General features: G+C 43.3%; 11 protein-coding genes. 5 read left to right on the top strand and 6 right to left on the bottom strand.

All coding sequences use genetic code 11. From position 1 onward, the window contains the following. Positions 1-108: 108 nt before the first annotated feature. The 6 genes from LDO37_RS08435 to LDO37_RS08410 all read right to left on the bottom strand — a co-directional run bounded on the left by LDO37_RS08435 (position 109) and on the right by LDO37_RS08410 (position 5,964). Entirely contained in the window at positions 109-1,917 is a 1,809-nt protein-coding gene (locus LDO37_RS08435; RefSeq protein WP_126609741.1) for a M3 family oligoendopeptidase, read from the bottom strand. Between the two features lie 3 nt (positions 1,918-1,920). Then, the gene (locus tag LDO37_RS08430) at positions 1,921-2,571 is read right to left on the bottom strand and encodes a histidine phosphatase family protein (RefSeq protein ID WP_126609740.1); all 651 of its coding nucleotides are present in this window, start codon (positions 2,569-2,571) and stop codon (positions 1,921-1,923) included. Positions 2,572-2,584: 13 nt separating this feature from the next. Beyond that, positions 2,585-3,124: a bifunctional adenosylcobinamide kinase/adenosylcobinamide-phosphate guanylyltransferase gene (gene cobU / locus LDO37_RS08425; RefSeq protein ID WP_126609739.1), complete on the bottom strand. Its 540-nt coding sequence runs from the start codon at positions 3,122-3,124 to the stop codon at positions 2,585-2,587. Beyond that, positions 3,121-3,897, bottom strand: coding sequence for an adenosylcobinamide-GDP ribazoletransferase (locus tag LDO37_RS08420; RefSeq protein ID WP_126609738.1), 777 nt, complete (start codon positions 3,895-3,897; stop codon positions 3,121-3,123). The genes cobU and LDO37_RS08420 overlap by 4 nt, the downstream gene beginning before the upstream one ends. Next, on the bottom strand, positions 3,894-4,934 hold the full coding sequence (cobT, locus tag LDO37_RS08415) for a nicotinate-nucleotide--dimethylbenzimidazole phosphoribosyltransferase (protein ID WP_126609737.1): 1,041 nt from the start codon (positions 4,932-4,934) through the stop codon (positions 3,894-3,896). The genes LDO37_RS08420 and cobT overlap by 4 nt, the downstream gene beginning before the upstream one ends. Before the next feature lie 280 nt (positions 4,935-5,214). Then, the gene (locus LDO37_RS08410; protein ID WP_126609736.1) at positions 5,215-5,964 is read right to left on the bottom strand and encodes a substrate-binding periplasmic protein; all 750 of its coding nucleotides are present in this window, start codon (positions 5,962-5,964) and stop codon (positions 5,215-5,217) included. Positions 5,965-6,367: 403 nt separating this feature from the next. Between LDO37_RS08410 and LDO37_RS08405 the strand changes: the two genes are divergently transcribed. From LDO37_RS08405 to LDO37_RS08385, 5 genes are all read left to right on the top strand, one after another. Beyond that, positions 6,368-6,688, top strand: a complete 321-nt coding sequence (locus tag LDO37_RS08405; RefSeq protein WP_101114785.1) for an STAS domain-containing protein — start codon at positions 6,368-6,370, stop codon at positions 6,686-6,688. Positions 6,689-6,751: 63 nt separating this feature from the next. Continuing rightward, on the top strand, positions 6,752-7,564 hold the full coding sequence (locus LDO37_RS08400) for an OmpA family protein (protein ID WP_126609735.1): 813 nt from the start codon (positions 6,752-6,754) through the stop codon (positions 7,562-7,564). Beyond that, entirely contained in the window at positions 7,557-9,665 is a 2,109-nt protein-coding gene (locus tag LDO37_RS08395) for an SLBB domain-containing protein (RefSeq protein ID WP_126609734.1), read from the top strand. Before LDO37_RS08400 ends, LDO37_RS08395 begins: the two co-directional genes overlap by 8 nt. Then, a complete protein-coding gene (locus LDO37_RS08390) occupies positions 9,665-10,582 on the top strand; it encodes a P-loop NTPase family protein (protein WP_224055409.1) in 918 nt (305 codons plus the stop codon). The genes LDO37_RS08395 and LDO37_RS08390 overlap by 1 nt, the downstream gene beginning before the upstream one ends. After that, positions 10,579-12,129: a SpoIIE family protein phosphatase gene (locus LDO37_RS08385; protein WP_126609733.1), complete on the top strand. Its 1,551-nt coding sequence runs from the start codon at positions 10,579-10,581 to the stop codon at positions 12,127-12,129. The genes LDO37_RS08390 and LDO37_RS08385 overlap by 4 nt, the downstream gene beginning before the upstream one ends. Positions 12,130-12,134 lie beyond the last annotated feature (5 nt).

Genomic DNA, 12,134 nt, shown 5'->3' with positions numbered 1-12,134 from the left:
TACTTAGCAGACATATAATCCAAACAAAAAGACAATTTAAGATATTTATTCTAGATAATTGAATACATATTGGTAAGTTCGGCGGAGAGTCACTCCGCCGAAAGTGTCTTAACTATTAATCTTCGCCAATAATGCTTCAAATTCAGAAATTTTCTGCTCGACTTGATCAATGCTCTGTTGCCAGAACGCTTTTTCTTCCAAGTTCATGCCTAGGTGTTTTTCTACGACTTCTTCTGCTTTCATTCGCCCCGTATCGCGAAGTAACGCTACGTAATCTGGGTAGAAGTGCTCACCTTTAGATTCACGCTGTGCATAAACGCCTTTACTGAATAGGTAGCCAAATAGGTATGGGTAGTTATAAAAATTAACTTCAGGAATACTGAAGTGGAGCTTGCTCGCCCAGAAGTAGGTGTCTGACTCTGGCATAACGCTGCCATACCATTCTTGCCAAGTGCTATCCATTAACGTGCACAATTCTTCTGACGACAGCTCTGCGTTTTTACGTTTTTCGTAAAATTCACGTTCAAATTCGAAACGCACTGGGATATTTAGCATAAAGGTGACACAGGCAAACAACTCTTCCCACAACATTTCCAGTTTGTCTAGATCGCTTTCTGCTTGTTCCAATAGTGCGTCACGGACAATGTTCTCTGCGAAGACAGAGGCCGTTTCGGCAAGCGTCATTGGGTACGACGTTTCCGCAAGAGGCATATCCGTCATTACCCAGTTATGGAATGCGTGACCCAGCTCATGGGCAAGAGTAATCAAATCTTTTTGACTGCCGCTCCACGTCATAAAGACAAGTGGAGTACGTGTACTTGCAAGCTTGGTGCAGTAAGCACCTTGCCTCTTATTAGGCTGAGGTGCTGCATCAATCCAGCCGTTTTCAACCATAAGGTCAACAAAATCAGCCATTTCCTGAGAGACAGAAGCAAACGCGTTCTTAATGATTTCAATCGCTTCATCAAATTCGTAAACCTTGGTGACTCCATCTGTTAAAGACGGCATTGCCGCGTGCATATTCCAAGGTGTTAGGGACTCAGATCCTCTTACAATCGCCATTAAACGAGCGGCTTTTTGCGAAATTTCTTTATTGTCTCGTGCGCTACCAATCAATGCTTCGAGCGTTTTTTCTGATATGCGGCTGTCGTTCAAACTTGGCTCTAGGAAATTGGCGATTCCACGCTTCTGCGCTTCTGTATGTCTCCAACCCGCTAAAGCATTGACGATAGATGCGAACGTTTCTTGGTGCGTCCCCACAGCAGCCTGAATGCCACGCCATGTGGGCTCGTGTTTATCAACATTACCGCTAAATAGCTCACTCGCAGCTTGCGACAAAGCCATTGTTTCTGATGAGCCATCTTTATAAGAAACATCCACTTTCAGCGTACCGGTTAGGTTATCGTACAAACGACCCCAAGCTGTTTTTCCATCCACTTGCAGTGCTGATAACAATTGCTCTTGTTCAACAGATAACCTTTGCAACGCTTTTTCTCGGAGGCAGCGAATGGCAAAGCGCTGCGCTTTTACATCGTCACACTCATGATTGAGCACTTTCTCAACGATACTTTCTTCTGACGTTGCCAGCTTATCTTGATATGGGCTATATGCTTGTTGAAGATTAGCACCGAGTTTAGTTGTACGACCAACCAATTGCTTTGCTCTACTCAGCGTTGAATCCACCGAGGCGTAGCAATTGGCGAAACTTGAAATTGTTCGGAGGGTTTTTAATACATTGGAGTAAGTAACAATGCCTTTTTGGATTTGGTTAACGAGTTGGTCACCCTCTGCAAAACCTTGTTTGGCATGATAGTTGAGCTGGTCGATACCTTGCTCAATGGTGTGAATGTCCTTTTCTATTCTGGCGTCATTGAGATTTTGATATGCGACACTGAGATCCCAGCTTGGAGCTGTCATTTTTTATTTCCTTATAGTAACGCCAACGCTCCTCACTTTTACGAAAACTTGCTCTGCTTTGCAAAGCTCTATATGGGTAACAGAGGCATTAGCGATTAATAATGTAGAGTAAAGTGCAGGGTTGCGCCAATCTAAACCCAGAATGCTGGCTAGTATAATTCTGATTACACCACCATGCGTAACAACAACGGTATCTTGCTGACAAGTTTGAGTTAATGATCGCCATTTAGCTTCAACTCGTTGGTGAAATTCTTCTAATGTTTCGGCGTTGGGCAATGGATGACCAGCAGGATCACGCCAAAAATCATCGAGAAGATGCCATTTAGATTCTATTGCATTGAATGGTTTGCCATCTAAATCGCCAAAAAACATTTCTTTGAAGGCTTCTGAAACTTCAACACTTGCTGATGGTTGAGCGCTATCTTTGACCGTCGAGTCTTTCCCTGACGATATGAGTTTAGCTAAATTCAAACAACGAGATAATGGTGATGAAATGATAGAATTAAAAGTACCGATTTCCGATACCAAATCTGAAGCAATTTGAGACTGTGCTGTTTCTGGCACTTTTGCATCAGTCCAGCCATTCAAAGCAGGTTCGCCCGTCACTTTTCCGTGTCTTACTAAATAGATGTTGTAATTGGTAGGGGTTTTCATTTCTTATCAGCCTTTAAGATTTTAAAGACAAGGGCAAACCGGCAGCAATAAACGTGACATTACTGCATACAGACGCGACCTTCTGATTCATCCAACCTGCATGATCAACAAACAAACGGCTAACTTTACCCAACGGGACAATCCCCATTCCGACTTCGTTAGACACCACAACAAGGCGACAACGAGAAGTGGCAATGGCGTGGACAAGTTCTTCCACTTTTTCGTGTACTTGGCTATCCATCGCATCGTCACCTAACTCAAATAAAACATTATTTAGCCATAACGTCAGGCAATCTAGTAAGACGACACAGCCTTCATCTAATGATTGGATGACTTCGGCAAGATTTAGAGGTTCTTCAATGAGATTCCAGCTCTCCCCTCTTCTTTGCTGATGTATATCGATCCGCTGTGACATTTCTCCGTCAAAAGATATCGCGGTCGCGATGTAGATTTTCTTTAAGGTAGAGCTACTTGCTATTTCTTGTACACACCCTTCAGCATAAGTCGATTTCCCGCTTCGTGCGCCACCTAAAACCAAGTGATGATTTTTCATACGTATACTCCCATCCCCCCTAATACAACCAAATAGAAAAGAAGCTCCAAAAGTTGTTGAGCAGCACCTAAGCAATCACCAGTAAAGCCACCTATTCGTGCCATTAACCAGCGCTTAAACATGATGCGAAAAGCGATTCCGATTGCAATAACCATAACGGCGGTGCTTAGAGGCATCCAAAGTATTGAAGCCACAGCACAAACTAGTATAAACAACAGTTCAGAAAGAGATTGTTTTTGTGCAAGAGGCTTACTTTTACTGGTATCAGAGTCCGAAACATAGGGTGTATCGAAGATAAAGCTGGCTGCAATTGCGCGGCTAAATGTATACCCCGCAACCCAAATGAGAAAGATATTCTCATGGTTTGTTAATTCTGAAAGCAATAAGAATTTACCTAAAAGCGCCATGACTAGTGCACTGGCACCATAGGTTCCTATCCGGCTATCTTTCATGATTGACAATCGGCGATCTCGAGTCATGCCACCGCCAATCCCATCCGCCATATCAGTAAGACCGTCTTCATGGAAAGCACCAGTTAACATAAGGCTAAATACCATTGTGAGAAAGACTGAAATCTGGGGTGAGAATATGAGATTTGACGCCTCGTAAACAGAGGCGCATAAAAGACCGAGTAATGCGCCAACAACCGCAAAATATCGACCCGCCCTATTCATACGTTCATCAGAATAGGGAGTAGAAGTCGGAACTGGAATTCGAGAGAAGAAACTCAGCGCAAGGTAGAACAATTCTAGCTGAGTTTTCAGCCAACTCACACAGTTACTCCTGCGCTATCAAAACTTGCCATGTCGTTGTAAAAAGTGGCAGCAGCCAATACAAGGGGATACGCTAATGCAGCGCCTGTGCCTTCGCCAAGCCTTAGACCCAGATCGATCATGGGTTTTGCTCTTAACGCCTCGAGAACCAATTTGTGGGCATGTTCTTCCGAGCAGTGGGCGAAAAGCATGTAATCACGAACTTCCGGTTGGATTCGCATTGCAACAAACCCAGCAACAGAGACAATGAACCCATCGACCAACACAGGAATTTTCTTGTCACAAGCCTCTAAAAAGGCGCCAACCATCTGAACGATTTCATAACCACCTACTTCGCTCAGCATTACTAAAGGATCTAATCCGATATGTGATTTATTGCTACGCTCTATTGCCTGTTGAACAAGCTCTACTTTGCGAGAAAGCTGTTCTTGATTGATCCCCGTTCCAGCCCCGACAGACTCCTCAGCTTCAATGCCGAGCGCTAAGCTTAATAAAGCCGATGCACTACTTGTGTTCCCGATCCCCATTTCGCCAAACATAAGAATGTCGGTACCTTGCTGGCTAAGACCTGAAATCAAAGTTCGCCCGAGCGATATCCCCTCATTGACTTGCTCTAAAGACATAGCTGAGCTTTTCACAAAATTTTTGGTTCCAGCACCGAGGCGCTGCACAAAATAGTTACTCTGGTTCGACTCCACTGGCTGCAAAATGCCAGCATCAACGATCGACAAGTCAATGTTATTGAGTGTACAAAAGCAGTTTATTGCAGCCCCACCTGCAAGAAAGTTTTGTACCATTTGTTGAGTTACCGCACTTGGCGCAATACTCACGCCCTCTTCCGCAATTCCATGATCGCCAGCAAATACGATCATCCTTGGCTTATTCAATACGATTTTGTTGATAGCATTCGATTTATTTTGGCTTTGAATCAAAGCCAGTTGATGTGCTGTATCTTCCAACAAACCAAGCGCGCCTGGTGGCTTAGTTTTTTGATTGATGACAGTTTGAATGTGACTGGAATGTGTTTGGTCTAGCATGTTTCTTCTTATTTTTACTACTTATGAGATTTAGTCTACCTGCTCAAGCCACCGCAGGCTATGCTGAATATCAAAATATTCGCACACCTCATACCAGAGCATTTAGTGAGCAAATTATCAGAAATAACCAATTAAATCAATTAGTTATCCCCACATTTTCGTTATTTACTGAATTACCAGTAAAGAGCTCAATTAAAGCGCTGAATGAATTATAGAGTTGGCAGTCACAAAATTTGTGAATCAATTTGAGTGCACGCCTGCGGAAAGGTCACGCACGTTATTATTCTTCTTGAAGCCCGTATTTAACCAGTATTTTCCAATAAACCCCGTTTTTCTTGATTTCTCTTAAGCCTATATTGAAATCATGGATCAATTGGCTCGCATTAGGATGGTTTTTACTCATTGTAATGTGTAACGCATTTACTGAAAGTGAGTTTTCTGAAACATCAAACAAATTGGGATCCAATCCATTTTCTGTCATTAGAAATGACGCAACAATGGGTTCTTCTAGTGTTAGATCTATCCTGCCAGCTATGAGCTTCTTAAGGTTACTCAATGTGTCTGAAACGGGATCACGCCTAAACAGTAAGGAGCTCAAGAATTCATCACCGTAGCCATAACTTCTAACAATACCGATATTTCGTCCTCGTAAACTTTCCATTCCAAAGTATTCAAACGGATCGCCTTTAAGCTTAATGAATTTCACTTTATTGTAAAAATATGGGTTGCTGTACTCTAGGTATGACGCCCTTTCTTCGGTATACCAAGTCGCCACTAACACATCTACACGGCTTTTCTTGACTTCGTGTATGGCTCTAGCAAATGGCATAAGTTTAAAATTAAGGTCATAACCTTGAGTTTCAAAAGCTGCTGTCACGATATCAACAGCAATACCTCGCTCTTCACCTTGCATAGAAAACGGTGCCCAGCGGTCTTGAACGCCTGTGATGGTCTTCGCCGATAAAACCACAGAATTTATGAGGTTAACAGTAATGAGAGTAAGGAAGAGAAAAAACGATTTGCAAACCATACTCCACCTCAAGTTATGATGACATATTCCAATTTGGGTGCATTTTTCAGCTCTTCACCTGCTCAAAAATCACCCACCCCTATACATTAGTAACACGTCAATCACGCATCAACATACCAACAGAACAACTTCGGTAATTATCACTTCTAAGACATTGGCTCAGTACTTTAACTATGTTTGAGAGCCTGGAGCACAGCTAACTGCCTCTATATTCAACTATTCTCATTTTGAGAATTAGCATAAATGCAACCTGTGTCCTATTGTCAAATTGAAAGAAACTACGCATTTCAAATTGCGAAACCTTTAGTAAATATTGCTATGCGACTGTAATTTAAGTAATTAATTATTGGCACATATTGTGCTAAATCTTTAGGCATAACGTTTCCAACAACAGGAGAGACCTATGGAAATGCAAAGATCAGAACAAAGCCCTCAACTACTTACTCTGTCTGTATTAGGCGATATGGATGCAATGGGATGTAAGTCGTTACAGCCTCAAATAGATAAAGTCATTTTCGAAGATACACATAAAGAAGTCGAAATAGACTTATCTCAAGTCTCATTTTTAGACTCCTCTGGCGTTGGTGCGATTGTTTATCTCTATAAGCGTTTAATCGAGAAGAAACGAGTAATGCGAATTGAAAACGCGCATGGGCAACCTCTTGAACTTATTACTTTACTCAGAATTAGTAATGCCATTCCTGTTAATAATAACAGCCACTAGTTACTCCATTTTAAGTCGCACTGTTTAACGTTGGCTTCACGTTAGAAATGTTCGGAGGTTGGTATGAGATTCATCTTTTTACTGTCATTGTTTGCTTCAATTTCGGGCTGTACCAGCTTTGCACCTGAAGGCAATGGCGGTCTTGCAGAGCATTATCCTCAAGCAAGCTTCTCAGCCGTAATGCCTGACGAGCCTCTAGGTCCAGAACACGGGCTAAGATTTGAATGGGAACTGGCGGCAAGGCACTTAGATGTGCTGATTCTGGAGCAAGCTGAATGGTGTTTCCCTGCGACCGTTTATCACGCAAAAAATAATGAAGCACGAATCGCACGCGAGCTTGAGGGTGGTTTAGAGTACGACGCAGCGAACGATTTAATCATTCAAAGAAAGCTTCTCAGAAGACTTGAAAACCAGTTGGATTATGTCCTCTCGAAAGAAGATTGTGTGCCACCAGGAAGCAATCAGAAAAGCAAAAAAGAGGTGGATTTAGCTACCCGCCTATACGACTTACTCAATGCAGACAACCAGTTCGCATTTAATAGCTATGAACTGAGCCCTAAATATATCGGGCGTCTTGCGGAAGCCTCTTACCTGCTAAAACAAAATCCTGAGTTCAAACTGCTCGTTACTGGTCATGCTGATTCTGTAGGTAAAGAGAGTTACAACACCGACTTGGCGATGGAACGCGCTAAACAGGTGAAAAGATATTTGAGCATTTTTGGCTTAGAACCACAGCGTATTCATGTCGATTCGGTGGGAACAGCAGATCCGTTATTTGAAGGCAGTGAGCCACATGTTCGGCTAACAAATCGACGCGTCACCATTGAATTGCTTCAAGCAGAACAAATACTGCCGGCGGAGATGAACAATGAATAGATTCTATCGTGTCATACTTTGCTTACTGGTGGGTTTTATACCTTTAAATACGCACGCCAAACAAGAAACGGTGAATGTTGGCGATTTAGTCAGTGTCATGTTGCCGGGGGAACCCACCTTAAATAAGGATTTCCAAGTCGACAAACGTGGCAGGCTCATTCTTCCTGAAGTGGGTCCAATTCATGTTGCAGGTAAAACAGAAGATCAAATGATCGCAACGATTACGATCAGTTTGAAAACCGTGCTTCAAGATCTTTCCAACCTAAAAGTTTTCATCAGTAAAAAGCAGTTGCTTATCAGTATCCAAGGCTATGTTGAAAGCCCAGGGGAATATACCCTTCAAAAAGGTGACAGTGTTCAGTTGGCACTCCATGCGGCTGGTGGATTACGCTCTGGTGCGCAGCTAGACCAAATACAACTTCGTCGTGGAGATGACGTTCAAACGTTCAATTACAAAGCGTTTTTAGATACAGGTAACAAGAACCTACTACCTGATATGAAATCTCTAGACACCTTATTCATTCCTGCTTCTCCTATGGTTGGCAACATCGAACAAGAATTCGACCCAGCCAAATTGGCGGATGCCGGTGACGCCGCCGACGGACGAAACGCCATTAAAGTATTTGGGGAAGTTAACGCTCCCGGTACCTTTTCTTTCAAAAAAAACAATACGCTTGTCGATCTGCTCATGCGTGCAGGTGGCGTGACTCGCTACGCGGCAGTAGACCAGATCCGCGTTATTGCGCATAACGAACCCACCCTTTTCAGCCTTAAGAAATACCTAGATACCGGTAACAGCAACCTTTTGCCTGAACTTGTGGCTGGTGCAACCATATTCGTCCCTAAGCAAGAAGACGAAATCAAATCCGGTTCCAATACCGTTTATGTCATGGGTGAAGTGGCCAAACCGGGTGCATTCGAAGGGAAAGAAGGTGCGACCTTCATGGACATTTTGGCTAACGCTGGCGGTCCGACTCGTTTCGCTGAATCTCGCCAAATTCGAGTCATTAAAAGTAATGGTCGAGTCATCAACTTTGATTTGTCTGGTTATACCGAAGGTACACAACGTATGACGCCGCCAGAAATCGACCCTGGTGACGCCATTTTTGTTCCTGAAAAGACCGACATGAATGAGAAATCATGGTTAAAAATCGCGCCTAGCCGAGCAGTACGTGTGATTGGAGAAGTTAAACGACCTGGGCGAATTGAATGGTCAGACGAAATGAACCTGATGGATTTGTTGGCTCATGTTGGAGGGCCGATTGGCAGAGCGGATACAAGCCGTATTGAGGTTGTCACTCCGACGCCTGAAGGTATCCCAGAAATGACCGTGTTCGATTTGGATAGTTTTATAAAGAACGGATCAAGCGATGCCAATCTGCCGTTAATTCGAGCAGGCAGTACAGTTCGTGTCCACGATTTGCCACAAGATCCCTCCGACAATAAAGCTCAATGGGTTCGCCAAGCGTCTGATGTTTCCATCTATGTGTTTGGTCAGCTTTCTGCACCCGGTAGATATCGATTTACCGAAGACATGCATTTTCTCGACATTTTAGCGGCGGCTGATGGCCCAACCCAAAGTGCTGATATTCATAATATTCGTGTAACACACAGGAATGGGAAATACGCTCGAGTCAGCAAACTTAACTTGGCGCTTTACTTCGAAACTGGCGATGAGTCTTTACTTCCTAAGGTAAAACCTGGCGACACCATTTACGTGCCAGAGAAAGACAAAAATTGGTTAGATGAAAGCAAAGAATCCACGATTCGCGTATTAGGAGCCGTCAACAACCCCGGTAGGTATCGATTCAACGATACCATGACTATTTTGGATCTTTTGGCAGAAGCTGGAGGGCCCAATAGCAATGCATACCTAGAAAAAATCAGTGTAGTGAACATGTCTTGCTGTAGCGGTCAAGCTCGTACATTTGACCTTATTGAGTTCAGCCGTACCGCCAACTTTAGAAACCTGCCAGTACTCAGAGCGGGAGATACCGTTTATGTCCCAAGAATGGATGAAAGCATGTTAGAAAAAGTCCGAACGGGCTTGGATGATGTGTTTCGTATCTTGGCTACCGTCGCATTGATAGGAGCACTGTAATGTCTATTCCTGCTTGTAATATGGAAATTGAACAAATTTTCCTTCAGCTAGAGAAACACCACTGCCGCTCTTTTTGTATTACTTCGACAAATTGCGGTGAAGGCAGCAGTTCGATTGCGCTGGCTCTTACCGAACGACACCTGCTTGCTGGGTATAGAACTTTGTTCGTCGACTTAAATTTAAAGCACCCAAGCCTAATGTCGATTGAGTTACCCAGTATGCTTCCCGACGCGTCGGACAGCCCTGATTTCACGAATGATATACATACAGCTAATGACGTAGACGTTTTTGAGGATATAGAAGATATTGAAAACATCGAGACCTTTGAAAACCCAAAGAGCTTTGACAGCCGAGACACCTTTGACAACCAAGAAACATTTGAAAATTTTGATACAAATAGTGATAAAAACGCGATAGTCAGTAACCAACACACACACGAGCCCGAGCTAACGGGCTGCCAGCACCTCGCAATCGTTGAAGGTACTCACGAAGTCATTACTGGCGTCAATGCACCGTCGGAAAAAGCTGAAATCATGGGCTTTCGACAACCTCACATGCTCAAACAAAAGATAGAACTTTGGCTCAAGGACTACGATAGAGTCATCATCGACACCAGCCCGATCTCGCAGTTAAATGCCAACAATATCCCAGCAGAAACAATCGCTGGATGCTGCGATGGCACCGTTCTTATGCTGATGGCAGGGAAAACCAATCACGCTGAGTTGTCGTCAGCTATGCATCACTTAAACGACAACAACGCCAATCTGCTTGGCACAGTAATCAACGATTTACATCACCCTAGCCTTTCAGATGAACTTTGCCGTCAACTTAAGCGTTTCACATTTCTTCCCAAATCTTTGGTGTCCAAGCTATCTATGTCGATTCGACGAGCAAGGTTTCTTCAGGTGACCATATGACCAAAGATCAATTGAGTCATCATCACAGCACACTATTATTTTCACATCGCCGCAAAGCGAATTTAGAGTCAGTGACAATGCTGCGTCAGTGCTTATCAAAAGCGTTGGATACCACAATGAAAGTCTCTGTTCAGAAAAACAACATCTTGCTGTGTTTCTCAGAATGGGCAACCAATCTTATTCAGCATGCCTCACCGATGACTGAAGACATTGATATCTCGATTGAAAAGCAATCTGACGTTCTCGTTCTAAAAGTCTTGGACACAGGGCAAAGCTGGAACCCAACATTAACTGACGAAAAATCCATCATCACTGAGTTTAGTGATGCTGAAGAAGGGCGAGGTATAGCACTAATACAAACGTACTGTGATGACCTACACTACGAAACGGTCGACGGAGTCAATAAGCTCACGATGAGCTGGAAAATAGTGAAAACCATCAGTAAACCTCGAGTACTCATTGTTGATGATGACCCATTACTGCTCAAAGTGTATGACGCTTACCTAAATAAAGATCTTGATATAACGTGTGCGCGAAGCGGCGATCAGGCTCTTGAGCTTATCGAAAATAACAAATTTGATCTGATCATTTCAGATATTCAAATGCCAAACATGGGTGGTATGGAACTTCGAAAAGCGATCCAAGAGGCGCATGATGGTCGAAGCATTCCATTCATTTTTCTAACCGCCCTATCACAAGAAAATGTCCAAGCGAACGCCAATCACTTAGGGATAGATGATTACCTTATTAAACCCGTCGATAAAAAATCGTTACTGTTTTCAGCTCAACGAGTGTTAGCCAGATCAAACCAGGTGTACAACCAACTGTCTCACAGGCTCGATGAAAAAATCACGAACAGTTTGCTCCCCAAAATTAACAAACCTAAGTCGGGCTGGAACATTGAGATTCGGCAAAGAACCACGGGGTGCGGAGGTGGTGATTTCTTACTTTCCAAACGGTTTGATAAAGAAAACCTTTACGTACTTGCAGACGTTATGGGGCACGATGTAAGTGCCAAATTCTTCGCTTACGCTTACGCTGGCTATTTACGAGGCCTGTTGCATTCCACAACAACAGCTAGCCCATCAGATACGTTAAACAATTTGTCTAACAGCGCTTTTGAAGATCAGCTTCTCTCACAAATCACCTTAACCAGCTGTGCTTTTTCATTACTCGATAACGACCAAATAGAAATGGCATCGGCGGGTCATCCCTGTCCATTATTGATAACAGAAAAAGGGATAGAAAGTGTACCTGTGCAAGGAATGCTACCTGGATTGCTCCCTCACAGTAACTACTCTTCTACTCGCGTTCAACTAGGCGAAGGAAAACGTATTGCTGTATATACGGATGGATTATTTGAATCTGGTGACAGCGTCACAGAAAGAGAACAACTGACCATAGAAATAGAGAAAACGCTCGTAGAAACGTTACACAAACCCATCGATGTTGCCATTGATGAAGTCATGCGTGCTTTTGATGTTCTAGCGGGAACACCAGCTAAAGACGATACCTTATTGATTCTTATCGAATCCAAGTGTTGGTAGGAGAA

Origin of the sequence: Vibrio penaeicida (assembly GCF_019977755.1) — a bacterium.
In the GTDB taxonomy this organism is placed as follows: Bacteria; Pseudomonadota; Gammaproteobacteria; order Enterobacterales; family Vibrionaceae; genus Vibrio; species Vibrio penaeicida.
This window is presented reverse-complemented; position numbering and strand designations above follow the sequence as displayed.

Excerpts from the sequence above, each read along its gene's own strand:
- LDO37_RS08435 (WP_126609741.1), bottom strand. The coding sequence starts at position 1,917 with ATGACAGCTCCAAGCTGGGATCTCAGTGTCGCATATCAAAATCTCAAT.
- LDO37_RS08430 (WP_126609740.1), bottom strand. The coding sequence starts at position 2,571 with ATGAAAACCCCTACCAATTACAACATCTATTTAGTAAGACACGGAAAA.
- cobU (WP_126609739.1), bottom strand. The coding sequence starts at position 3,124 with ATGAAAAATCATCACTTGGTTTTAGGTGGCGCACGAAGCGGGAAATCG.
- cobT (WP_126609737.1), bottom strand. The coding sequence starts at position 4,934 with ATGCTAGACCAAACACATTCCAGTCACATTCAAACTGTCATCAATCAA.
- LDO37_RS08410 (WP_126609736.1), bottom strand. The coding sequence starts at position 5,964 with ATGGTTTGCAAATCGTTTTTTCTCTTCCTTACTCTCATTACTGTTAAC.
- LDO37_RS08405 (WP_101114785.1), top strand. The coding sequence starts at position 6,368 with ATGGAAATGCAAAGATCAGAACAAAGCCCTCAACTACTTACTCTGTCT.
- LDO37_RS08400 (WP_126609735.1), top strand. The coding sequence starts at position 6,752 with ATGAGATTCATCTTTTTACTGTCATTGTTTGCTTCAATTTCGGGCTGT.
- LDO37_RS08395 (WP_126609734.1), top strand. The coding sequence starts at position 7,557 with ATGAATAGATTCTATCGTGTCATACTTTGCTTACTGGTGGGTTTTATA.
- LDO37_RS08390 (WP_224055409.1), top strand. The coding sequence starts at position 9,665 with ATGTCTATTCCTGCTTGTAATATGGAAATTGAACAAATTTTCCTTCAG.
- LDO37_RS08385 (WP_126609733.1), top strand. The coding sequence starts at position 10,579 with ATGACCAAAGATCAATTGAGTCATCATCACAGCACACTATTATTTTCA.